19 protein-coding genes are annotated in these 22,497 nt (G+C 71.2%); 7 read left to right on the plus strand and 12 right to left on the minus strand.

Annotated elements, in window-relative coordinates:
• Positions 1–40 precede the first annotated feature (40 nt).
• From AB0I82_RS22355 to cseC, 3 genes are read left to right on the plus strand one after another with little or no spacing between them, the layout of a single operon-like run.
• The gene (locus tag AB0I82_RS22355) at positions 41–619 is read left to right on the plus strand and encodes a hypothetical protein (protein WP_363259630.1); all 579 of its coding nucleotides are present in this window, start codon (positions 41–43) and stop codon (positions 617–619) included.
• Between the two features lie 8 nt (positions 620–627).
• The gene (gene cseB, locus AB0I82_RS22360) at positions 628–1,341 is read left to right on the plus strand and encodes a two-component system response regulator CseB (RefSeq protein WP_363259116.1); all 714 of its coding nucleotides are present in this window, start codon (positions 628–630) and stop codon (positions 1,339–1,341) included.
• A 7-nt stretch (positions 1,342–1,348) separates the two neighbouring features.
• Complete coding sequence (gene cseC, locus AB0I82_RS22365) at positions 1,349–2,656, plus strand: two-component system sensor histidine kinase CseC (protein WP_363259117.1); 1,308 nt, start codon at positions 1,349–1,351, stop codon at positions 2,654–2,656.
• Between the two features lie 22 nt (positions 2,657–2,678).
• Here cseC and AB0I82_RS22370 read toward each other — a convergent pair whose 3' ends face one another.
• On the minus strand, positions 2,679–4,265 hold the full coding sequence (locus tag AB0I82_RS22370) for an MDR family MFS transporter (RefSeq protein ID WP_363259118.1): 1,587 nt from the start codon (positions 4,263–4,265) through the stop codon (positions 2,679–2,681).
• Between the two features lie 183 nt (positions 4,266–4,448).
• Here AB0I82_RS22370 and AB0I82_RS22375 point away from each other — a divergent pair, with 183 nt between their 5' ends.
• A complete protein-coding gene (locus AB0I82_RS22375; RefSeq protein WP_363259119.1) occupies positions 4,449–5,033 on the plus strand; it encodes a helix-turn-helix domain-containing protein in 585 nt (194 codons plus the stop codon).
• A 20-nt stretch (positions 5,034–5,053) separates the two neighbouring features.
• Here AB0I82_RS22375 and AB0I82_RS22380 read toward each other — a convergent pair whose 3' ends face one another.
• Positions 5,054–5,764 (minus strand): M23 family metallopeptidase, encoded by a 711-nt coding sequence (locus AB0I82_RS22380; protein WP_363259120.1) that lies wholly within the window; start codon positions 5,762–5,764, stop codon positions 5,054–5,056.
• A gap of 503 nt (positions 5,765–6,267) precedes the next feature.
• On the opposite strand from AB0I82_RS22380, the gene AB0I82_RS22385 reads away from it, so the two are divergent.
• Positions 6,268–9,405, plus strand: a complete 3,138-nt coding sequence (locus AB0I82_RS22385) for an NACHT domain-containing protein (RefSeq protein ID WP_363259122.1) — start codon at positions 6,268–6,270, stop codon at positions 9,403–9,405.
• 50 nt (positions 9,406–9,455) lie between these two features.
• Positions 9,456–11,516 carry an NACHT domain-containing protein gene (locus AB0I82_RS22390; protein ID WP_363259123.1) on the plus strand — a complete coding sequence of 687 codons (2,061 nt, stop codon included), beginning with the start codon at positions 9,456–9,458 and terminating at the stop codon, positions 11,514–11,516.
• 75 nt (positions 11,517–11,591) lie between these two features.
• On the opposite strand, the gene AB0I82_RS22395 is transcribed toward AB0I82_RS22390, so the two are convergent.
• Positions 11,592–14,111 carry an ATP-dependent Clp protease ATP-binding subunit gene (locus AB0I82_RS22395; RefSeq protein WP_223734902.1) on the minus strand — a complete coding sequence of 840 codons (2,520 nt, stop codon included), beginning with the start codon at positions 14,109–14,111 and terminating at the stop codon, positions 11,592–11,594.
• 487 nt (positions 14,112–14,598) lie between these two features.
• Between AB0I82_RS22395 and AB0I82_RS22400 the strand changes: the two genes are divergently transcribed.
• On the plus strand, positions 14,599–15,369 hold the full coding sequence (locus tag AB0I82_RS22400; RefSeq protein WP_363259124.1) for an SCO3374 family protein: 771 nt from the start codon (positions 14,599–14,601) through the stop codon (positions 15,367–15,369).
• Here the strand turns inward: AB0I82_RS22400 and AB0I82_RS22405 are convergent.
• The 9 genes from AB0I82_RS22405 to panC form a co-directional block, all read right to left on the minus strand.
• Positions 15,300–15,632 carry an Lsr2 family protein gene (locus AB0I82_RS22405; protein WP_030260437.1) on the minus strand — a complete coding sequence of 111 codons (333 nt, stop codon included), beginning with the start codon at positions 15,630–15,632 and terminating at the stop codon, positions 15,300–15,302. The genes AB0I82_RS22400 and AB0I82_RS22405 overlap by 70 nt on opposite strands.
• 156 nt (positions 15,633–15,788) lie before the next feature.
• The gene (locus tag AB0I82_RS22410) at positions 15,789–16,307 is read right to left on the minus strand and encodes an amino-acid N-acetyltransferase (RefSeq protein WP_051831430.1); all 519 of its coding nucleotides are present in this window, start codon (positions 16,305–16,307) and stop codon (positions 15,789–15,791) included.
• A 9-nt stretch (positions 16,308–16,316) separates the two neighbouring features.
• The gene (locus tag AB0I82_RS22415; RefSeq protein ID WP_078600582.1) at positions 16,317–16,730 is read right to left on the minus strand and encodes a BlaI/MecI/CopY family transcriptional regulator; all 414 of its coding nucleotides are present in this window, start codon (positions 16,728–16,730) and stop codon (positions 16,317–16,319) included.
• A 165-nt stretch (positions 16,731–16,895) separates the two neighbouring features.
• The gene (locus AB0I82_RS22420; protein ID WP_363259125.1) at positions 16,896–17,075 is read right to left on the minus strand and encodes a hypothetical protein; all 180 of its coding nucleotides are present in this window, start codon (positions 17,073–17,075) and stop codon (positions 16,896–16,898) included.
• Between the two features lie 47 nt (positions 17,076–17,122).
• Positions 17,123–17,731: a hypothetical protein gene (locus AB0I82_RS22425; protein WP_363259126.1), complete on the minus strand. Its 609-nt coding sequence runs from the start codon at positions 17,729–17,731 to the stop codon at positions 17,123–17,125.
• A 125-nt stretch (positions 17,732–17,856) separates the two neighbouring features.
• A complete protein-coding gene (locus tag AB0I82_RS22430) occupies positions 17,857–18,654 on the minus strand; it encodes a type III pantothenate kinase (protein WP_030260419.1) in 798 nt (265 codons plus the stop codon).
• The gene (gene nadC / locus AB0I82_RS22435; RefSeq protein WP_363259128.1) at positions 18,654–19,709 is read right to left on the minus strand and encodes a carboxylating nicotinate-nucleotide diphosphorylase; all 1,056 of its coding nucleotides are present in this window, start codon (positions 19,707–19,709) and stop codon (positions 18,654–18,656) included. Before nadC ends, AB0I82_RS22430 begins: the two co-directional genes overlap by 1 nt.
• Positions 19,706–21,406 carry an L-aspartate oxidase gene (locus AB0I82_RS22440; RefSeq protein WP_363259129.1) on the minus strand — a complete coding sequence of 567 codons (1,701 nt, stop codon included), beginning with the start codon at positions 21,404–21,406 and terminating at the stop codon, positions 19,706–19,708. The genes nadC and AB0I82_RS22440 overlap by 4 nt, the downstream gene beginning before the upstream one ends.
• A gap of 16 nt (positions 21,407–21,422) precedes the next feature.
• The gene (gene panC / locus AB0I82_RS22445; protein WP_363259631.1) at positions 21,423–22,487 is read right to left on the minus strand and encodes a pantoate--beta-alanine ligase; all 1,065 of its coding nucleotides are present in this window, start codon (positions 22,485–22,487) and stop codon (positions 21,423–21,425) included.
• Positions 22,488–22,497: the final 10 nt, after the last annotated feature.

Raw genomic sequence — 22,497 nt, forward strand, 5'->3', positions numbered from 1 at the left:
CGGTACGGCCCTCGCGGGGACCGCGGCGGTGGCGCTGCTGATGGCCGGGTGCGACGCGACCGGTGACGGGGTCCGGTCGGAGGGCTCGGCGAGCAACAGCCCCGTGCCGTCCCGGGCCCGCAGCGCGACGCCGACGCCTTCCCCCTCGTCCTCCGTGGCGTACAAGAAGGTCGACGCGCGGGCGCTGCTGCGCGAGGACCCCAAGGTCGGCGCCGACGTGAAGAAGACGCTGGCCAAGCCGTGCACGGCCGACGAGTACCCAATAGACGTCACGTACGCCGCGCTGACCGGCGGGAAGACCGCCGACGTCATCATCAATGTGATGACCTGCGCGGACTCCGTGGGGATCGGCTCGTACGTGTACCGCAAGGGCGACAAGGGCTATGAGAACGTCTTCAGCAACGAACAGCCGCCGGTCTACGCCGGGGTGAGCAAGGGCGAGCTGGAGATCACCAAGCAGACGTACGACACCGGCGACGCGGTGTGCTGCCCCACGGGCGAGGATGTGCTGACGTACCGCTGGGCGAAGAACCGCTTCAGCGAGTACTCCCGCTACCACACCGACTACAGCAAGACCGTGGACGGCGCCGAGGACGGCGCGACACCATCGGAGGACTGAGAACCGGCATGGCCGAGACCCATGTGCTCTTCGTCGAGGACGACGACGTCATCCGGGAAGCCACCCAACTCGCGCTGGAGCGCGACGGCTTCCGCGTCACGGCGATGCCCGACGGGCTGTCGGGCCTGGACGCCTTCCGCGCCACCCGGCCCGACATCGCCCTGCTGGACGTGATGGTGCCGGGCCTGGACGGCGTCAGCCTGTGCCGGCGCATCCGGGACGAGTCGACGGTCCCGGTCATCATGCTGTCCGCGCGGGCCGACTCCATCGATGTGGTGCTCGGCCTGGAGGCGGGCGCCGACGACTACGTCACCAAGCCGTTCGACGGCGCTGTGCTGGTGGCCCGTATACGGGCCGTGCTGCGCCGCTTCGGGCACGCGAGCGGCCCGGACAGCCGCAGCGGTGCGGGCAAGGAGGCGGCGGCGTCGGCGGCCGACGGCCTGCTGCGCTTCGGGGACCTGGAGGTCGACACCGAGGGCATGGAGGTCCGCAAGGGCGGCACGCCGGTGGCGCTGACGCCGACCGAGATGCGGCTGCTGCTGGAATTCTCCGACGCACCGGGCACGGTGCTCTCCCGCGACCGGCTGCTGGAGCGGGTGTGGGACTACGGCTGGGGCGGCGACACCCGGGTCGTGGACGTGCACGTCCAGCGGCTGCGCGGCAAGATCGGCCAGGACCGGATCGAGACGGTCCGCGGCTTCGGCTACAAGCTGAGAGGCTGACCCGCCGGTGGTCGGCCTCGCCCTGCGTACGGGACTGCGCTGGAAGCTCAGTGCGGCGATCGCGCTCGTCGGCGCGCTGGTCGCGATCGCGCTGAGCCTCGTCGTGCACAACGCGGCGCGCGTCTCCATGCTCGACAACAGCCGCGACGTGCAGATCGAGCGGCTGAACTTCACCCAGCGGATCTACGAGACCACCAGCCGGCTCCAGTTCGGCGCCCGCATCGACGACCCGAAGCTGCCCAAGGAGCTGCGCGCCGAGGTCGCCGAGGGCCGGCGCGCCACCTATCTGCAGGACAGCGGGGAGGGCGCGCCGGAGGTGTGGGCCGCGGCGCCGCTGGACGACGGCCGGGTGCTGTCCCTGCACAACGACTACCCCGACCGCTTCACCGTCCTGGACGACCTGGACCAGGCGCTGTTCATCGGGTCCATCTCGGTCGTCGCGGCGGGCTGCGCGCTGGGCGTGCTGGTCGGCGGCCGGCTCTCCCAGCGGCTGCGGAAGGCGGCAGCGGCGGCCCGCAAGCTCGCCGAGGGCGACACCTCCGTCCGCGTACGGGACGAGATCCCCGGCCGGGTACGGGACGAGACGGACGAGCTGGCGCACGCCATCGACGCCATGTCGGACGCGCTGCAGACGCGTATCGAGGCCGAGCGGCGGGTCACGGCGGACATCGCGCACGAGCTGCGCACGCCGGTCACCGGGCTGCTCACGGCGGCCGAGCTGCTGCCTCCGGGCCGCCCGACCGAGCTCGTACGGGACCGGGCGCAGGCCATGCGGACGCTGGTGGAGGACGTACTGGAGGTGGCCCGGCTGGACGGCTATGCCGAGCGGGCCGAGCTGCAGGACGTGGACCTCGGGGAATTCGTCCGGCGGCGGGTGCGCGCGCTCGGGCCCGACATCGAGGTCGAGATCGTTCGGGACGCGGAGGTCAGTACCGACCCGCGCCGCCTGGAGCGGATCCTCGGCAACCTCATCGCCAACGCGTCCCGGCACGGCAGGCCGCCGGTCGAGGTCACGGTCGAGGGCCGGGTGATCCGGGTGCGCGACCACGGGCCCGGCTTCCCCGAGGCGCTGCTGCGCGAGGGCCCGAGCCGCTTCCGCACCGGCAGCAGCGACCGGGCGGGGCGCGGCCACGGGCTGGGCCTGACCATCGCGGCGGGCCAGGCACGTGTCCTGGGCGCGCGGCTGACCTTCCGCAACGCGGAGCCCGCCGTCGACGGCACGACCGGCGCCGTCGCCGTCCTGTGGCTCCCGGAGAACGCCCCGACGGCGACGGGCAGCTTCCCGGTGATCCAGCTGCCGGGCCCGGAGAACTGACCGCCGGGCCCGGCAGCGGGCGTCAGACGCCCTGCGGCAGCTTTTCCGGGACGGCGTCCTGCGGCTCGTCACCGGACGCCGGCTTCGCCGGGCCGCCGCGCAGCGGGACCTCCTTGAGGAACCACGCCGCGGCGAAACCGATGACGCTGATGGCAGCGCCCCACAGGAAGACCAGGTGGGTGCCGTCGGCGACCGCGTGCAGGTACGCGTCCTTCAGCTGGGCCGGGATCTGTTCCAGGCCCTTGGCGTCGAGCTGCGTCCCGCCGGACATGGCCTTGCCGCCGGCCGCGCCGACCCGCTCGGTCATGGTGCTCTGCACCTGGTGGGTGAAGAGCGCGCCGAAGATCGCCACGCCGAAGGAGCCGCCGATGGTCCGGAAGAGCGTGGCGGAGGACGAGCCGACGCCCATGTCCTTCATCTCGACGCTGTTCTGCGCGATGAGCATGGTGGTCTGCATCAGGAAGCCCATGCCGGCGCCGAGGACGGCCATGTACGCGCCCGAGGTGAAGCGGCTGGTGCCGGTGTCCATGAGGGACAGCAGGAAGAGGCCCGCGGTGATCAGCGCGCCGCCGCCGACCACGAAGATCTTGTACCGGCCGCTGCTCGTGGTGATCCGACCCGCGATCAGCGAGACCGCCATCATCGCCAGCAGCATCGGCAGGAGCAGCAGCCCGGAGTTGGTGGCCGAGGCGCCCTGGACGCTCTGCTGGAAGAGCGGCAGGAAGGTCATCGACCCGAACATCACGAAGCCGACGAGGAAGCCGATCACGGTGACGAGCGAGAAGTTGCCGTTGCGGAAGATGTGCAGCGGCAGCACCGGCTCGCTGACCTTGCGCTCGACGAGCACGAAGGCGAGGAGGGACAGCACGCCGAGCGCGCCGAGGCCCACGATCTGCGCCGAGCCCCAGGCGTACTCCGTACCGCCCCAGGTCGTGATCAGTACGAGCGCGGTGATGCCGATGGTGAGCAGCGCGGCGCCCACGTAGTCGATGCGCGCCTCGGTGCGCTTCTTGGGCAGGTGCAGCACGGCGGTGACCATGGCCAGGGCTATCGCGCCGAGCGGCAGGTTGATGTAGAAACTCCAGCGCCAGCCGAGGTGGTCGGTGATGGTGCCGCCGACCAGCGGGCCGCCGATCATGGCGACGGCCATGACGCCGGCCATCATGCCCTGGTACTTGCCGCGCTCGCGGGGCGGGATCAGGTCGCCGATGATCGCCATGACGCCGACCATCAGACCGCCGGCGCCCAGGCCCTGGACGGCGCGGAAGGCGATGAGCTGGCCCATGTCCTGAGCCATGCCGGAGAGCGCCGAGCCGATCAGGAACAGCACGATGGACGCGAGGAAGACGCCCTTGCGGCCGTACATGTCGCCGAGCTTGCCCCAGATCGGGGTGGAGGCGGCGGTGGCGAGCGTGTAGGCGGTGACCACCCAGGAGAGGTGGTCGAGGCCGCCGAGCTCGCCGACGATCGTCGGCATCGCGGTGCCCACGATCATGTTGTCGAGCATCGCGAGCAGCATCGCGATCATCAAGGCGAAGAGCACCACGCGCACGCTCGCGGGCTGTTCCCCGCCGTGCTCCGTAGGTGCGGTGGCCTGGGTGGCGGCCATCACTCACTCCCCCGTTTTCCTGTTGTCGTGCCGTCCGGCCCGTCCACTTACTTGCCGACCGGCTAGTTTTGATTCCACGAGGACGGTAAGAGGCAACTAGCCGGGCGTCAAGTAAGTTTGTGCCCGGCCCGGCGCGGCCACGGACGGTCCGCGGGAACGAGCACGACAAGGCAGGAGCGCACCATGGGCACAGCACGCGCGCGCAGGGGCGACACCCGGCAGCGCATTCAGGACGTGGCCCTGGACCTCTTCGCGCAGCAGGGCTACGAGAAGACCTCACTGCGGGAGATCGCCGAGCACCTCGAAGTCACCAAGGCGGCGCTGTACTACCACTTCAAGACCAAGGAAGACATCGTCATCAGCCTCTTCGAGGACCTGGCCGGGCCCTGCGACGAGCTGATCGCGTGGGCCGCCGACCGGCCGCGCACGCTGGAGACGAAGACCGAGGTCCTCCGCCGGTACAGCGAGGCGCTGCGCGACGCCGCACCGCTCTTCCGCTTTATGCAGGAGAACCAGGCCACCGTCCGCGACCTGAGCATCGGCGAATCGTTCAAGGAGCGGATGCTCGCGATGGCCGGGCTCCTCAACGAGCCGGACGCCGCACTGAAGGACCAGGCGCGCTGCATCACCGCACTGGTATCGCTGCATTCCGGCATGTTCGCCATGCAGAACGTCGAAGGCGACCCCGAGGAGAAGCGCAGGGCCGTCCTCGAAGTCGCCTTGGAATTGGTCACCGCGGCGAATACCGCCGCGGCACCACAGGATTAAGTTGTCGTCGGCCGGCCGGCTCAGACGTTCACGTGCTCGCCGCGCAGGAAGTCCACGGGCTCGATGCCGGTGCCGTAGTTCGGGCCGGTACGGACCTCGAAGTGCAGGTGCGGGCCGGACGAATTACCGGTGCTGCCGGAAAGGCCGATCTCCTGGCCGGCGGACACCTTCTGGCCCGCCTGGACATCGATCTTCGAAAGGTGCGCGTACTGGGTGTACGTGTTCGGGCCGTGCTTGATCACAATGGCATTGCCGTACGCCGGACCGTCACCGCCGCCATTCGGGCCCGCCTTCACCACGGTGCCCTCGTGCGCGGCCTTCACCTTGGTACCGGTGGGCACCACGAAGTCCTGACCGCTGTGCTTGTTCGACCACATGCTGCCGGCGTTACCGAACTTCTCGCCGATGCCGTACTTGTCCACCGGCTTCTCCCAGCCGCTGGTCTTCTGCAGCTGCCGCTCGGCACGCTCGTGCCGGTCAGCGGCGGCCTGGGCGCGATCGGCCGCGGCCTTCTTCTCCGCGTCGATCGACTTCTTCTGCGCGTCGGCCTGCGCGCTCACCGTGCTCGCCACGTCCGTGGAGAGGCCCTGGAGCGATACCGCGCCGCCGTCCATCGCCGAAGCAGCACCGGCACCCAGCGCGAGGGAGGCGCCCATCCCGGCCACGAGAACGGTGGCACGGGTACGCAGGGCGGGCTTCTTCGAATACCGGGTGAGGGAGAACTTCGACATACGGGGATTACCTCCGAAAGAATTGACTCCCGGCCGGGACCAACCGGGATCGCTATTCATTGGTAACCGCCGCTCGCGGGCCTGCCAAGAAGCCTTTCTACTACCGCACCCCGTATTAAAAGCTGCGGGAATCAGCCCCTTGCGCTACCCGGCTCCGCCACTCCAAAACATCCCGACCCGGCCTGCGCGAAAGCCGATCTCGCGGCCCGGATTCCGCCCCCACCAGCCATTCCCTTGATCCTCGACTTCTCCGACGCAGGTCCCGCCCACCCCCCTGCCAAAAGTCCCGGCCCACCCGGGAAACGGGTCCCGCACCACTGTCCGGCGCCTTTCCTATGGCCTTTAGTAGGCCCGAAATCCGCTGTGCGGCATGTCACCGAACCCCCCGTTCCGTCCGCTTTGGGCGGGGCCCTTGGTATGTCCGTTTCGGGACCAAGGACCTGTGATCCCGGTAACGTAATAGGCCGCATCCGGCCCGGCGGAAAGAAGGGGGAGGGCCCGGCATGGACCCCTCGGCACTCGGCGCGCGGCTGGCGTCGTCCGTCGTCGCGCCGCTCGTGAAACGGCTCTTCGTGAAGGAGGGGCCCGGCGCGGGCCTGGCGGAGAAGCCGGTACGGGTGTCGGCGCTGGTCTCGTTCACGGGCGAGAAGCGCACCCTCACCGAGAGCGACCTGCGGAAGATCGCCGAGGAGCTGGTCACCCGCGCGGTGCGCGCGGCCGGGCCCGGCGAGCGGCCCGTCCCCGCCGACGAGGAGACCGCCGTCGCCGACGCGCTCGCGCGCACCCTGTACGGCCTGGGCGAGCTGGCCATGGACGACGTACAGGCCGTCCAGCTCGGCGCCCCGGCGCTCGCGGAGCGGCTGCGGCGGGCGAACGGGGCACGGCTCGACGCGCTCTCCCGGGACGCGGAGCTGCTGCACGACGCCCTGCTCGGCGTGGCCTGCCTGCACATCGTGCACTTCTTCACCCAGCGCTCGACCTTTGTCGCGCGCACCCTCGTCCAGCAGAGCCGGAGCCTGGACCGGCTCGTCGCGCTGACCGACGAGCTCCTCGCGCGCACGCCCTCGCCGCGCGCCGCCGACACCGCCTTCGAGCGCGAGTACCTCGGCTACCTCGGCAAGAAGCACGGCCGGCTGACGATCTACGGCATCGACCTGGCCCATTCACCGGACCGGTGGCCACTGGACGCGGCGTACATGAGCCTGGAGGCGACGTACGCGGACCGTGCGGCCGCCGCCCCCGAGGACGCGTTCTTCACCGGCCTGGACGACGCCCCGGCCCCACCCGCGCCGCCGGTCCCCGCCGACCACGCGCTCGCCGGGCACAGCCGGGTACTGCTGCGCGGCGTGGCGGGCTCGGGCAAGAGCACGCTGGTGCAGTGGCTCGCGGTCTCCTGCACCCCGGCGGGCGACGCGGTCGCGATGCCGCACCTGTACGGGCGCATTCCCTTCGTCCTGCCCCTGCGGACGCTCCAGCGCGCCGGCGCGGACCTCCCCACGCCCGGCCGCTTCCTCGCGGCCGTCGGCTGCCCGGTGTCCGGCGCGCAGCCGGACGGGTGGGCGCACCGGGTGCTGACGAGCGGGCGCGGGCTGGTCCTCGTGGACGGACTGGACGAGATACCGGAACGGGACCGCGACCGGACCCGGCGCTGGCTGCGCGACCTCCTCGACGCGTTCCCGCACAACCTGTGGATGGTGACCTCGCGCCCCTCCGCCGTACGCGAGGACTGGCTCGCGGCCGACGGCTTCACGGAGCTGACGCTCGCGTCGATGAGCCGGGACGACGTCGCCGCGTTCATCGGGCGCTGGCACGCCGCCGCCCGCGCGGACACCCCCGCCGACGAGGACCGGCTCGCCGCGTACGAGCAGTCGCTGCTGCACGCCGTACGCACCAAGGCGGACCTGGCGCGGCTGGCCACCAATCCCCTGATGTGCGGGCTGATCTGCGCGCTCCACCGGGACCGGCGCGGCTATCTGCCGCACGGGCGCAAGGAGCTGTACGACGCGGCGCTGACGATGCTGCTCTCGCGCCGCGACCGCGAGCGCGACATGAACGGCCCGGACGGCATCGAGCTGAGCGACGAGCCGCAGATCCAGCTCCTGCAACGGCTCGCGTACTGGCTGATCCGCAACGGCCGGACCGAACTGGACCGCGCGCACGCGGAACGGATCATCGCCGACGCCCTGCCGGCCGTCCCCGCGGCGGCCGCCCAGGGCGACGCGCCCGCCGTCTTCCGCCACCTCCTGCTCCGCAGCGGCCTACTCCGCGAACCGGCCCCGGGCGCCGTCCACTTCGTGCACCGCACCTTCCAGGACTACCTGGGCGCGCGAGCCGCGGTCGAGGAGTGGGACATCGGCCTGCTGATCGCCCACGCGCACGACTCCCAGTGGGAGGACGTGATCCGGATGGCGGTCGCCCACGGCCGCCCGCGCGAACGGGCCGAGATCCTGCGCGAGTTGCTGGCCCGCGCGGACGCGGCGAACGGCGAGGGGGAACGCGCGATCCGCATCCGCATCCAACTCCTCGCCCTGGCCTGCCTGGAACACGCCTCGGAACTGGACCCGGCGGTCCGCCGAGCCGTGGAGGAACGCACGGCCGACCTGCTGCCGCCCCGCTCGGCCGAGGAGGCACGGGAGCTGGCGGGGGCGGGATCGCTGGTACTGGAACTTCTGCCGGGCCCGGAGGGGCTGAGCGAGGACGAGGCCGTCGCCGTCACGGTCGCGGCATCGAACGTGGAGTCGGAGCGGGCACTGCCGGTGCTGGCGCGATTTCGGGACCATTCGGCGCTCCGGGTGCGCTCGCAATTGGTGTGGGCGTGGCACCGGTTCGATGCGGAGCGGTACGCGGAGGAGGTGGTCCGGCATCTCGATGCGGACGGCTTGATGTTCTCGGTCCACACCGACGCACATCTGCGGCTGCTGCGGGAGCTGGGCGGGCGCGAGCGGATCGACGTGCGCAGCAAGGTGTCCCAGGACGCGCTCGCGTCGTACGCCCGCGAGGCCGGCGCCGGGTTGCTCCGGATCGAGGCCAATGACGTCCACGACCTCGCATTCCTGCGGGAGACACCTCGGCTCGCCGAGCTGACCCTCTATGACACCCCGCGTGTCACCGATCTCTCCCCGCTCGCCGGGCTGCCTCTGGAGTGGCTGGGGCTGTTCCACCTCACCCAGCCCCGGGACCTGCGCCCCCTCGCCTCGCTGTCCGGGCTCACCAGCCTGTCGATCCATCTGCCGGACGTCCCCTGGAGCCCCGACGACCTGCCGAAGGAGGCCCCTCTCCAGAGTCTGCGGCTGGGCGGCACCGCTTCCCGCGACTGGTCCGGCCCGTGCGGCGTGCGGGCCTGGCCGGAGCTGAAGAACCTGCTGCTCGACTCCCATGCCTGCCCGCGGGACGCCGCGGGCTGGGCGGAGATCGCGGCTCTGGAGTCGCTCACGTACCTCAGCGTGAGCGCCGACTGCCTCGCCGACTGCCCGGCCGGCCTCACGCTCCCCGGCCTGGCCAGGCTCAGGCTCTACGACCCCACCGGGGAGTTCGCCGACCGGGAAGCCGTCGCACGCCACTTCCCCCACCTCCACGCGCTCGACGTCGTCGGGCAGGACTTCCCGGCCTCCTCACAATCCCGCCCCGCTCCCCTACCCTGATTCCCCAACAGCGTTGACCGCGCCCACCAGTTACCGGGGGACACCGCCGTATGGATCCCACGACCGACGACGCCGCCTTCGAGGCGCGGTTCGCGCGGGACACCACCGTGCTCCACAACCACCTCACGATCTTCGGCATCGACCTCGCGCACTCGCCGGACAGCTGGCCGCTGGACGCGGCCTACCTGGGGCTCCAGTGCGAGCGCGGCCAGCCACGACTGCCCGCGACGCCGGACGAACAGCGCGACCCGGGGCCGCAGGCCCCACCCGTGCCTGCCGAGCAGGCGCTGGCCGGGCTGGACAGGGTGCTCGTACGGGGCGTCGCGGGGTCCGGCAAGACGACGCTGCTGCAGTGGCTGGCGGTCGCCACGGCACGCGGCGAGCTGCCCGCGGCACTGGCCGGGGAGCTGCGCGGCCGGGTGCCGTTCCTGCTGCCCGTACGCCGCTTCGCGTCCCGCTCCGGCATCCCGTCGCCGGACGGCTTCCTGGCGGCCATGGGGTACCCGGGCGCGGACGCCCAGCCGGCCGGCTGGGCGGAGCGGGTGCTGCGGGACGGCCGCGGGCTGCTGCTCGTGGACGGCGTGGACGAGGCGCCGGAGGACGAGCGCGAGCGGCTCCGGCTGCGGCTGCGCGAGTGGGCGGAGCAGTACCCGGGCAACGTCTGGGTGGTGACCTCCCGGCCGTCCGCCGTGCCGGAGGACTGGCTGGCCGCCGACGGCTTCACCGAACTGCGGCTGGCGCCGATGAGCCGCGAGGACGTCGCGGCGTTCATCCAGCGCTGGCACCGCGCCGCCGCCCAGCAGTCACCCGCCGACCTGGACCGCCTCGGGCATTACGAGCGGACGCTGCTGAACGCCGTACGCATCACCCGTGACCTCGGACGGCTGGCGACCAACCCGCTGATGTGCGGCCTGCTGTGCGCGCTCCACCGGGACCGGCGCGGCTATCTGCCCAGCGGGCGCAAGGAGCTGTACGACGCGGGCCTGTCGATGCTGCTGGAACGGCGGGACCGGGAACGCGCGATGGTCGCCACCGACGCCATCGACCTGCCGCGGCAGCCGAAGATACAGCTGCTGCAGAAGCTGGCGCGCTGGATGCTGGTCAACGGCCGCTCCGAGATGGACCGCGACGTCGCCGTGGACACCCTGGCCCAGCATCTGCCCGCCATTCCCGACGCGGCCCGGCAGGGCGACGCCAAGGACGTCTACCGGCACCTGCTGAACCGTACGGGGCTGCTGCGCGAGACGACGCCCGGGACCGTCGACTTCGTACACCGCACGTTCCAGGACTATCTGGCCGCGCGGGCCACCGTGCAGCAGCACGACTTCACCCTGCTGCTGGACCACGCGCACCACACGGAGTGGGAGGACGTCATCCGGATGGCGGTCGCCCTCGCCCGGCCCGACGAGTGCGCGGCACTGCTGAACGGGCTGCTGGCGCCGCACGCGGGCGTAAAAGCCGCGGACGCCCGGCACCGCAAGCTGCTGGCCGCCGCGTGCCTGGAGCACGCCACGGAGCTGGACCCGGAGGTCCGGGCGCGGGTGCAGCGCTTCACGCGCGACATGATGCGGCCGACCACCCCGGCCGGGGCCCGCGCGCTGGGCTGGATCGGCCCGATCGTCCTGGAGATGCTGCCGGACCCGGCCAAGGCCACCAACGCCGAGGCGTACCTCCTCGCCCTCACCGCCACCTCCATCGCCGACGACATGGCCATCGACTACCTCACCGGGCTGCGGGAACGGTCCCACCTGGACGTACGGGCGCAACTGGCGAGCGCCTGGCGGCGGTACGACACCGAGCGGTACGCCCGCGAGATCATCGCCCACCTCGACGACGCCGAGCTGTACTTCCCGGTGTCCGACCTGGAGGAGCTGCACGCGCTGCGCCGGCTCGGCGGCCGGCCGCACCTCCAGATCGCCGGGCGGTTCACCCCCGACCAGCTCATCGAGGGCATCGCCGCCGAGCCGCTGACCCGGCTGTGGCTCTCCTACGACCTCGGCGTCCCGATGGACTGGCTGGCCGCCTTCCCGCACCTGGACACGCTCCTGGTGGGCAGCCGCCTGCCGCGCCCGACCGGCGTGCCGGAGGGCATCGAGGTCGTGGAGCTCTAGGCGTACGCCGCCCGAAAACGCCGCTGCCCCGGAACCAGGTGGTTCCGGGGCAGCGACGGTGAGCTGCGGTGACGCTTACGCGTCCTTGCTCAGGTTCGGGCCCGAGCCGGCGGACTCGATCGGCGGGGCGTCGGGCAGGGCCGACTTCTCCTCGCCGCGGAAGGTGAACTTGGCGTTCTCCCCCTCGCCCTCGACATCGACGACCACGATGTGGCCCGGACGCAGCTCGCTGAAGAGGATCTTCTCCGAGAGGGCGTCCTCGATCTCGCGCTGGATCGTCCGGCGCAGCGGGCGGGCGCCCAGCACCGGGTCGTAACCGCGCTTGGCGAGCAGCGACTTGGCCTCGGAGCTGAGCTCGATGCCCATGTCGCGGTCCTTGAGGCGCTCGTCCACCTTGGCGATCATCAGGTCGACGATCTGGATGATGTCTTCCTCGGTGAGCTGGTGGAAGACCACCGTGTCATCGACACGGTTCAGGAACTCCGGCCGGAAGTGCTGCTTGAGCTCTTCGTTGACCTTGTTCTTCATCCGCTCGTACCCGGACTTGACGTCGCCCTGGGCGGCGAAGCCCAGGTTGAAGCCCTTGGAGATGTCCCGGGTGCCGAGGTTCGTCGTCATGATGATGACGGTGTTCTTGAAGTCCACGACCCGGCCCTGGGAGTCGGTCAGGCGACCGTCCTCCAGGATCTGCAGCAGCGAGTTGAAGATGTCCGGGTGGGCCTTCTCGACCTCGTCGAAGAGGACCACGGAGAACGGCTTGCGGCGGACCTTCTCGGTCAGCTGGCCGCCCTCTTCGTAGCCGACGTAGCCGGGAGGCGAACCGAAGAGCCGGGAGACCGTGTGCTTCTCGCTGAACTCCGACATGTCGAGGGAGATCAGCGCGTCCTCGTCGCCGAAGAGGAACTCGGCGAGCGTCTTGGACAGCTCGGTCTTACCGACACCGGACGGGCCCGCGAAGATGAACGAACCGCCGGGGCGCTTCGGGTCCTTCAGGCCGGCACGCGTACGCCGGATGGCCTGCGAGAGCGCCTTGATGGCGTCCTTCTGGCCGATGACGCGCTTGTGCAGCTCGTCCTCCATGCGGAGGAGACGGGAAGACTCCTCCTCGGTGAGCTTGAAGACCGGGATGCCGGTGGCCGTGGCCAGGACCTCGGCGATCAGCTCGCCGTCGACCTCGGCGACGACATCCATGTCGCCGGCCTTCCACTCCTTCTCCCGCTTCGCCTTCGCGGCCAGGAGCTGCTTCTCCTTGTCGCGCAGGCCCGCGGCCATCTCGAAGTCCTGCGAGTCGATCGCGGACTCCTTCTCCCGGCGCACGTCGGCGATCTTCTCGTCGAACTCGCGGAGGTCCGGCGGCGCGGTCATCCGGCGGATGCGCATCCGGGACCCGGCCTCGTCGATCAGGTCGATCGCCTTGTCCGGCAGGAAGCGGTCGGAGATGTACCGGTCGGCCAGCTGGGCGGCCTGGACCAGCGCCTCGTCCGTGATCGAGACGCGGTGGTGCGCCTCGTAGCGGTCGCGCAGGCCCTTGAGGATCTCGATCGTGTGCGGCAGCGACGGCTCCGCGACCTGGATCGGCTGGAAACGGCGCTCCAGGGCCGCGTCCTTCTCCAGGTGCTTGCGGTACTCGTCGAGCGTGGTCGCACCGATGGTCTGCAGCTCACCGCGGGCCAGCATCGGCTTCAGGATGCTGGCGGCGTCGATCGCGCCCTCGGCGGCACCCGCACCCACCAGGGTGTGCAGCTCGTCGATGAACAGGATGATGTCGCCGCGGGTGCGGATCTCCTTGAGCACCTTCTTCAGGCGCTCCTCGAAGTCACCGCGGTACCGGGAGCCGGCGACCAGGGCACCGAGGTCGAGGGTGTAGAGGTGCTTGTCCTTGAGGGTCTCGGGCACCTCGCCCTTGACGATGGCCTGCGCCAGGCCCTCGACGACCGCCGTCTTGCCGACGCCGGGCTCGCCGATGAGGACCGGGTTGTTCTTCGTACGGCGGGACAGCACCTGCATGACCCGCTCGATCTCCTTCTCGCGCCCGATGACCGGGTCGAGCTTGGTCTCCCGAGCGGCCTGCGTGAGATTGCGGCCGAACTGGTCCAGGACGAGGGAGGTCGAGGGCGTGCCCTCGGCGGGGCCGCCCGCGGCGGCCGTCTCCTTGCCCTGGTAGCCGGAGAGCAGCTGGATGACCTGCTGCCGCACCCGGTTCAGATCGGCGCCCAGCTTCACGAGGACCTGGGCGGCGACGCCCTCGCCCTCGCGGATCAGGCCGAGCAGGATGTGCTCGGTGCCGATGTAGTTGTGGCCGAGCTGGAGGGCCTCGCGGAGCGACAGCTCCAGGACCTTCTTGGCACGGGGAGTGAAGGGAATGTGGCCGGACGGGGCCTGCTGGCCCTGGCCAATGATCTCCTCCACCTGCTGGCGGACCGCCTCGAGCGAAATCCCGAGGCTCTCCAGGGCCTTAGCGGCGACACCCTCACCCTCATGGATCAGGCCCAGGAGAATGTGCTCGGTGCCGATGTAGTTGTGGTTGAGCATCCGGGCTTCTTCCTGAGCCAGGACGACAACCCGCCGCGCGCGGTCGGTGAACCTCTCGAACATCGTTAATCGCTCCTCAGAGCGGTCAGGCAGTTAGGGGTCGGTCCCCTCCCTGTCCTTCCGCATGCTAGTCCCGCGGGGCGGGACAGCTCATTCCAACTGCCGACACCCGTCCTTGGCCTCCTGCCCCGAACAGCCGACATCTGCTCCAACCCGATGGTGCGAGACGATGTTCCCGCAGGCCAGGCATATACGCCCCATGCCAGTACGCCCATGGCGAACGCGGCCTTGCCCGACACGCCCGCGCTTCTTGCGCGGCCGTGGCATTGATCCCGTTCAGAGCGTCGATTCATCGTCCCTCCCCTCGGAAAAGTCTTACCCGCTGCCTCTGACAGTCCATCCGCGCGGCCCGCCTTCCTCCGCTACGGGCGAACACCCTTGCGCCGTTTTACGCGCCCGCACGCCTGTCCTATACCCACCGGACAAGCACGGTACGTGTCCACACTTCAACCCAGCGTAACTTCTGAGCATTTCGGGAGTTGCACCGGGCATGGCCCTCGCGCTCCCGCGCCCCCGCGACCCGCTGCACGCCGCAGGCCCTGCCGCGCGGCAGTGGTACGAACAGGCGCTGGGCTGGCCGACGGCCGGCGGGGAGCCGCTCCGGCTGCGCACGGGAATCCGCTTCGACGTCCTGGAGATGCCCGCGGACGCCGGATTCGCCACGCTGCGCCGTGCCGGGCGCACGGGCCCGGTCGCGCTCGGCAGGAGCCAGGGGCGCCCGTACGCCTCCCAGGAGCCCGGAGAACCGGTCCTGCGCCTTCTGGTGGCCACCGGCGCGGCGGACGAGCTGCCAGGGATGCTGGAGTGGCTGGAGTGGGGCTCGGTGAGCCTGGAGCTGACCGCTCTCGGCTCCGGTGACCTGATGCCCGCGCCACCGCCTGTGGCGCCCTGGACGCCGGCCGCGCGAGAGGCGACGGCGCCGGTCCCGGCAGCGGGGCCCGGGCTGCCTGCGGGCTTCGGTCCGTGGGGGGCCGCGTGGGTACGGCCTCCGGAGCCGGGCTGCGATGTCGAGGCGACACTGCCCTCCACGGGGAGCGGGGCAGGTCTCGGGGGCGGTGGTGGGGTTCCCCGTACGTCACGTATGGGGCGCGCCCCCGACCTCGTACGGCTCGTGAGCGTGGCGGCCACGGAATGCCACCGGGCCCGGTTGCTGCGCGTAAGAAAAGGTCGAACGGATCGCTTCCGCGGTGATCAGCCGTTGGCCTTCTCGTACGCCTCGCGGACGGTCGCGGGGACGCGGCCGCGGTCATTGACCTCGTAGCCGTTCTCCTTGGCCCACTTACGGATCTCAGCAGTGTCCTTGTTGCCGGACGAGGCGGCGCGCGCCTTGCCACGGCCGCTCGCGGCACGACCGGTACGACGGCCGGCCTTCACGAACGTCTCAAGGGCGTCGCGCAGCTTCTCCGCGTTGCCGTTGCTGAGGTCGATCTCATAGGACTTACCGTCGAGCGCGAACGTCACGGTCTCGTCCGCCTCGCCACCGTCGAGGTCGTCGACAAGAAGAACCTGAACCTTCTGTGCCACCGGTTTCCCTTTCATCGAATGTGGATTACGACGGAAAGCAAACCGCTTTTCCGGGAAAAACACAAACCCCCGGGTCGGGTTCAGATGCGACGGGTGCGGGGAACACCGGCTTCGACAGCTATGAGATAGGGGCGCGATTCGGACATAGAACGCTGATCACAGGTGCAGAAGCATGCGACTGTTGCCTAGGGTGTTGGGCTTCACTCGTTCGAGACCGAGGAACTCGGCGACGCCCTCGTCATAGGAACGCAGCAGCTCGCTGTAGACATCGCCGTCGACCGGAGTCTCGCCGATCTCCACGAAGCCGTGCTTGACGAAGAAGTCGACTTCGAAGGTCAGACAGAAAATACGGCGCACTCCCAGCCACCTTGCTGTACGGAGCAGCTTGTCCAGTACCTGATGCCCCACGCCCGCGCCCTTGAGCTGCGGGGCGACGGCGAGGGTACGGACCTCGGCGAGGTCTTCCCACATGACGTGCAGGGCGCCGCAACCCACCACCTCGGCGTCCTCGTCGCGCTCGGCGACCCAGAACTCCTGGATGTCCTCGTAAAGCGTGACGGTGGCTTTGTCCAGCAGGATCCCGTCACGCGAGTAGGAGTCGATGAGGCGGCGTACGGCGGGCACATCACTGGTCCGGGCCCGGCGGACGGTGACGCCATTCGATAGCGGTGGCATGCAAGGACGCTATCGTTCCGACTCCTCCGCTCCGGAGCCGGGTTCCGCGACTTCCTCCGGGGTCCCCGCTTGGACGACGCGCATGGCATCACTGAGGGCCTGCCGCTGTTCCTGCGACATCATCCCGAAGAAGGCGACGAGGGCGGCCGCGGGGTTGTCGCTCACGGACCACGCTTCGTTCATCAGTGCGGCCGAGTAGGCGGCGCGAGTGGACACCGCCTCATATCTATAGGCCCGGCCTTCCGCTTCTCGTCGTACCCAGCCCTTCTGGTGAAGGTTGTCCAATACGGTCATCACCGTGGTGTACGCGATGGACCGTTCCTTCTGCAGATCTTCGAGTACTTCCCGAACGGTTACCGGCCGGTTCCACTGCCAGACCCGCGTCATGACGGCATCTTCCAGTTCACCCAAACGTCTCGGCACACGAGAACAATAGTGGGAGATGTCCAGAATGCCGTGTGTTCGCGTCGGCGAGCGACCGATTCATCGCAGAAAAAGACGTACGGCCCGGGATGTGCAATCCCGGGCCGTACGCCACATTCGCGAAGCTCGAAGACCGGAACGGATCATGCCGCTCCGGGGCGCGATTCAGGCGCCTTGCGCCTTCGCCTCCTGGCGGGCGGACTCGGCGCTCTGGAGCACGGCGTCCACGGCCGCGTCTTCCTTCGTCTTGTTCGCGCCGCCCTGGCTCTTGATCATCGTCACGATGACCGCGGTGAAGGCGATGGCCATCACTACGGGGGGCAGCAGCGCCGATACGTAATCCATGCCGAGGGCCTCCTTGTGCGACGAGGGTTCCAGAGTACGCGCCGGGCTCAGGCCGTCCGGGCCGCGGGGGGCGGGGAAGGCCGGCGGCGTGGCGGGAAGACCTCGCCGGGGGTGGGCACGGGGCGGCCGCGGCGGCTCGGCTGCGGGCCCGCGGGGCCGGGCTGCGGGGGCTTCGGCGCGGGCTGCGGCGCCGGCTTCGGGGCGGGCGGGCGCTCCGGCTCGTCGGCCAGCCGGCCGCCGGGCAGGGCGCGCAGCCGGGCACGTGCGGAGCGCTCGGCGGCCTGCTCGCAGCGGCGCAGCAGGGCGGTGCGGCGGTCCCGCTCGGCCGGGCCCGCGTTCACCGAGCGCAGCACCCGGAGCGCGCCGAGGTCGTCCGGGCCCGGGACGTGCCCGGCCGCCAGGGCCTCCTGGAGGCGCCCCAGATAGCCGTGTACGGAGCCCGGGAGCGCGTCGCGGTACCGGGCGAGGTCGGCGAAGAGAAAGTCGCGCAGCCGGCCGCTCTCGCGGGCCGCCTCGTCCAGCTCCTCGGAGAGCCGGAGGCACTCCTGGACGGGGACGGTCGTGGGCTGAAGGGCGGCGGCGAGGGCCCGGCGCAGCACGCGCAGTTCGTCCGCGCTGAACGCCATGCCGCCGCAGTATCCGTATGGCGTGGGCATGGCCCCGACTTTAATTACTAAACGGACAAAAACCCCGGTATTTGGAATTCCCGGGTGCGGCGCACGGGGCGCTGCGCGGACACGCCTTACGGGGCGCCGCGGGGCGCCCCGCATTCAGTACCGCGTCACTGCCGCCCGACATTGCGCTCGTACACCAGGCGCAGCCCGATGAGGGTGAGCCAGGGCTCGTGCATGTCGATCGTGGAGGACTCGCCCAGCACCATCGGGGCCAGCCCGCCCGTGGCGATGACGGTCACGTCCTCCGGGTCCTCGGCCAGCTCCCGCGCCATCCGCTGGACGACGCCGTCGACCTGGCCGGCGAAGCCGTACAGGATGCCGGACTGCATCGCCTCGACGGTGTTCTTGCCGATGACGCTGCGCGGCCGGGCCAGCTCGATCTTGCGCAGCTGCGCGCCCTTGACGCCCAGCGCGTCCACCGAGATCTCGATGCCCGGCGCGATCACGCCGCCCACGTATTCGCCGCGCGCGCTCACCGCATCGAAGGTGGTGGCCGTGCCGAAGTCCACGACGACCGCCGGGCCCCCGTACAGCTCCACGGCCGCGAGGGAGTTGATGATGCGGTCGGCGCCGACCTCCTTGGGGTTGTCCATGAGGATCGGCACGCCGGTCTTCACGCCCGGCTCGACCAGTACGGCGGGCACGTCGCCGTAGTAGCGGCGGGTGACCTCGCGCAGCTCGTGCAGGACCGAGGGAACGGTCGAACAGATCGAGATGCCCTCGATGCCGTCCCCCAGCTCCTCGCCGAGCAGCGGGTGCATCCCCATCAGGCCGTTGAGCAGTACGGCCAGCTCGTCGGCGGTCCGGCGGGCATCGGTGGAGATCCGCCAGTGCTCGACGATCTCCTCGCCGTCGAAGAGGCCGAGGACGGTGTGGGTGTTACCGACGTCGATGGTCAGCAGCATCAGGCCCCGGCCTCCCCGGCTCCCTCGTGCGCGTCGCCCTCGCGCAGGTCCAGGCCGATGTCCAGGATCGGCGAGGAGTGCGTGAGGCTGCCGACCGCGAGGTAGTCCACGCCGGTCTCCGCGTACGTACGGGCGTTGCCGAGCGTCAGGCGCCCGGAGGACTCCAGCATCGCGCGGCCCGCGACCAGCTCCACGGCCTCGCGGGTCTGCTCGGGCGTGAAGTTGTCCAGCAGGATCAGGTCGGCGCCCTCGGCGAGGATCGGCGGGATCTGGTCGAGGCGGTCCACCTCCACCTCGATCGGCACGCCGGGGAACTCGGTCCGTACGGCCTTGAACGCCTCCGCGACGCCGCCGGCGGCCACCACGTGGTTGTCCTTGATGAGCGCCGCGTCCGAGAGCGACATGCGGTGGTTCACGCCGCCGCCGCAGCGCACCGCGAACTTCTCCAGGGAGCGCAGGCCCGGCGTCGTCTTACGGGTGTCGCGCACCCTCGCCTTCGTGCCCTCCAGGGCGTCCGCCCAGGCGCGCGTCGCGGTGGCGATGCCGGAGAGCCGGCACAGCAGGTTCAGCGCGCTGCGCTCCCCGGTGAGCAGGTCGCGCGTACGGGCCGTGACCGAGATCAGCTTCTGCCCCGCCTCGACCCGGTCGCCCTCGTCGACGTGCCGCTCGACCGCGAATTCGTCCGTGCACACGACGGAGAGCACCGCCTCGGCGACGCGCAGCCCCGCGACCGTACCGGCGTCGCGCGCGGTGAAGTCGGCGGTGGCGACGGCGTCCTCGGGGATGGTCGCGACGGTGGTGACGTCCACGCCCTGGTCGAGGTCCTCCTCGATGGCCAGGTGCGCGATGTCCTCGACCTGTACCGGGTCCAGCCCCTCGTTCACCAGCAGGGCCGCCAGGTCCGGGTCCAGGCCGCACTCCAGCGGGTCCAGCTCGTACGCGTCGTCGCCGGCGCCGCAGCCGCAGGCGTCGCCGCAGCCCCCGCCGGACGCGTCCGAGGGGCTCTGGCCGGGCCGGCCGATCTGCAGGAGGGGGAGGTCGTCGGGCGTGCTCACGGGTTCGGCTCCGTTTCGGGATGGGTGGCGGGGAAGTCGGCGGAGTCCGTGATACCGAACACCACTGTGTGGGGCGGGCGGAAGGTGACCACGGAGTGGCGCTGCCAGACCTCGTCGTTCCGGTCGGGGTGGTCCTCCCGCCAGTGGCAGCCGCGGGTCTCCTCGCGCGCCCGGGCGCCGGCGACCAGGGCCCGCGCGACCAGCAGGAGGTTGGTGGCCTCCCATGCTTCCACGCCGGGCTCGGCGGCCTTGCCCTCCTCGGATTCCGCCGAGGCCCTGGAGGCCAGCCGCACGAGCGCCTTGTAGGCGCCCGCGATGCTGTCCGCCGACCGCAGCACGCCGACGCCCGCCGTCATGATCCGCTGGATCTCGAAGCGCGTCTCAGGGGCGAGCAGCGGTACGGGCGCGCCCTCGGGCAGCCGCGGCTCCCCGGGGCGCGGCAGCGGCCGCACTCCGATGTCGGCCGCGATGCGCTCGGCGAAGACCAGGCCCTCCAGGAGGGAGTTGGAGGCCAGCCGGTTCGCGCCGTGCACGCCGGTGCAGGCGACCTCGCCGCACGCGTACAGGCCCGGGACGGTCGTCCGGCCGTGCAGATCGGTCCGTACCCCGCCGGAGGCGTAGTGCGCGGCGGGCGCGACCGGGATCGGCTCGGTGACCGGGTCGATGCCGTGGCTGCGGCAGGCCGCCAGGATGGTCGGGAAGCGCTGCTCCCACATGGCCGCGCCGAAGTGCCGCGCGTCCAGGTACATGTGCTCGGTGCCCTGCTCCAGGGCGCGGCGCAGGATGCCCTTCGCCACGATGTCGCGCGGCGCCAGTTCGGCCAGCTCGTGCTGCCCCACCATGAAGCGCACGCCGTCGCCGTCCACGAGGTGCGCACCCTCGCCGCGCACCGCCTCGGAGATCAGCGGCTGCTGCCCCTCGGCCTCCGGGCCCAGGTAGAGCACGGTCGGGTGGAACTGGACGAATTCGAGGTCGGAGATCTCGGCGCCGGCCCTGAGGGCCAGCGCGACCCCGTCGCCCGTGGAGACGGACGGGTTGGTCGTCGCCGAGAAGACCTGGCCCATGCCGCCGGTGGCGAGCACCACGGCGGGCGCGTGCACGGCCCCCACGCCGTCGTGCTGGCCCTCGCCCATCACGTGCAGGGTGACGCCCGCCGTACGGCCCTCGGAGTCCGTGAGGAGGTCCAGGACGAGCGCGTTCTCGATGGTGCGCAGTCCCTTGGCGCGGACCGCCTCGACCAGCGCGCGGGAGATCTCCGCGCCGGTGGCGTCGCCGCCCGCGTGCGCGATCCGGCGCCGGTGGTGGCCGCCCTCGCGGGTCAGCGCGATGCCCGCGCCGTCCTCGTCCGGGTCGAAGCGCGCGCCCGTGGCGATCAGCCGTCGTACCGCGTCCGGGCCCTCGGTGACCAGCGTGCGGACCGCCGCCTCGTCGCACAGCCCGGCGCCCGCCACGAGGGTGTCGTCCAGGTGTTGCTCCGGGGTGTCGCCCTCGCCGAGAGCCGCGGCTATGCCGCCCTGCGCCCAGCGCGTGGAGCCGGCGTCCAGCCGGGCCTTGGTGACCACGACCGTACGGTGGCCGGCCGCCGCGCAACGGAGTGCGGCGGTCAGCCCCGCGACGCCGGAGCCGACCACCACGACGTCCGCGTCGATGGCCCAGCCGGGCGCGGGGGCGTCGAGTCGTATACCGGGCCCGGTCATCGGGTAGCTCCTGCGGTCATCGTGGCTCTCCTGCTGACGGAGGTCCGCTCTGCGGTACGGCGGGCCCGAAAGTGAGGCGGATGTTGTCGATGAGGCGGGTGGTACCGACCCGGGCGGCGACGACGAGCACCGCCTCGCCTTCGTACCCGCCCTTGTACGGCCCGTCGTCCGGGGCCCGCTCCGTGTCCGGGAGCACCGTGAAGCCGTCCGGGTCGACCAGCTCCAGGTAGTCCAGCTCCAGCGGCGGGTCGAAGCGCGCTGCGTCCTCCAGGACGGCGCGGGCCGCCGCACGGGCCACGGCCGGGCCCTGGGGGCTGCCCGCGGACGCCACGTAGGCGAGGGCGTGCGCGTCGGCCGCCGCCCGGTCCTCGCCCATCGCGGCCAGGCCCATGGCGCGTGCCTCGGAGTGCGTACCGGACCCGGCCCGCACCCGCAGCGCCTCTTCGGCGGCCAGCCGGTCGCGGGCCGCGAACAGGGCGCGCGAGAGGGCCAGCGCGGTCCGGCGCTCGTCGGGCGAGAGGTAGCGGTTGCGGCTGGAGAGGGCCAGCCCGTCGTCCTCCCGTACGGTCGGCACGCCCACGATCTCCACGGGGAAGTTCAGGTCGCGTGCCATACGGGTCACGATGGCGAGCTGCTGGGCGTCCTTCTGGCCGAAGAAGGCCACGTCCGGCGCCGTGAGGTGGAGCAGCTTGGCGACGACGGTGGCCATGCCGTCGAAGTGCCCGGGGCGCGAAGCGCCTTCCAGCACGTCGCCCATGGGGCCCGCGCTGATGCGCACCTGGGGCTCGCCGCCCGGGTAGACCTCCTCGACGGCAGGCGCGAAGACCGCGTCGGCGCCGGCCGACCCGGCCACCACGATGTCGGCGTCCAGCGTGCGCGGATAGCGGTCCAGGTCCTCGCCCGCGCCGAACTGCAGCGGGTTCACGAAGACGGTGACCACGACCTGCCCCTCGGGGCCGACGTGCGCGCGCGCCGTACGGACCAGCGTCGCGTGGCCCTCGTGCAGCGCGCCCATCGTCATCACGACGGCGCGGCGGCCGCGGCGCGGCAGGGCGCGCAGCTCGGCGGCGGTGCTCACCATGCGGGGGCGG

The organism is Streptomyces sp. NPDC050315 (genome assembly GCF_040655775.1).
Classification (GTDB): Bacteria; Actinomycetota; Actinomycetes; order Streptomycetales; family Streptomycetaceae; genus Streptomyces.

Bases quoted from the DNA above. Each gene is read 5' to 3' on its own strand.
- AB0I82_RS22355 (WP_363259630.1), top strand. From the start codon at position 41: ATGGCCGGGTGCGACGCGACCGGTGACGGGGTCCGGTCGGAGGGCTCG.
- cseB (WP_363259116.1), top strand. From the start codon at position 628: ATGGCCGAGACCCATGTGCTCTTCGTCGAGGACGACGACGTCATCCGG.
- AB0I82_RS22370 (WP_363259118.1), bottom strand. From the start codon at position 4,265: ATGGCCGCCACCCAGGCCACCGCACCTACGGAGCACGGCGGGGAACAG.
- AB0I82_RS22375 (WP_363259119.1), top strand. From the start codon at position 4,449: ATGGGCACAGCACGCGCGCGCAGGGGCGACACCCGGCAGCGCATTCAG.
- AB0I82_RS22380 (WP_363259120.1), bottom strand. From the start codon at position 5,764: ATGTCGAAGTTCTCCCTCACCCGGTATTCGAAGAAGCCCGCCCTGCGT.
- AB0I82_RS22385 (WP_363259122.1), top strand. From the start codon at position 6,268: ATGGACCCCTCGGCACTCGGCGCGCGGCTGGCGTCGTCCGTCGTCGCG.
- AB0I82_RS22390 (WP_363259123.1), top strand. From the start codon at position 9,456: ATGGATCCCACGACCGACGACGCCGCCTTCGAGGCGCGGTTCGCGCGG.
- AB0I82_RS22395 (WP_223734902.1), bottom strand. From the start codon at position 14,111: ATGTTCGAGAGGTTCACCGACCGCGCGCGGCGGGTTGTCGTCCTGGCT.
- AB0I82_RS22400 (WP_363259124.1), top strand. From the start codon at position 14,599: ATGGCCCTCGCGCTCCCGCGCCCCCGCGACCCGCTGCACGCCGCAGGC.
- AB0I82_RS22410 (WP_051831430.1), bottom strand. From the start codon at position 16,307: ATGCCACCGCTATCGAATGGCGTCACCGTCCGCCGGGCCCGGACCAGT.
- AB0I82_RS22420 (WP_363259125.1), bottom strand. From the start codon at position 17,075: ATGGATTACGTATCGGCGCTGCTGCCCCCCGTAGTGATGGCCATCGCC.
- AB0I82_RS22425 (WP_363259126.1), bottom strand. From the start codon at position 17,731: ATGCCCACGCCATACGGATACTGCGGCGGCATGGCGTTCAGCGCGGAC.
- AB0I82_RS22430 (WP_030260419.1), bottom strand. From the start codon at position 18,654: ATGCTGCTGACCATCGACGTCGGTAACACCCACACCGTCCTCGGCCTC.
- AB0I82_RS22440 (WP_363259129.1), bottom strand. From the start codon at position 21,406: ATGACCGGGCCCGGTATACGACTCGACGCCCCCGCGCCCGGCTGGGCC.
- panC (WP_363259631.1), bottom strand. From the start codon at position 22,487: ATGGTGAGCACCGCCGCCGAGCTGCGCGCCCTGCCGCGCCGCGGCCGC.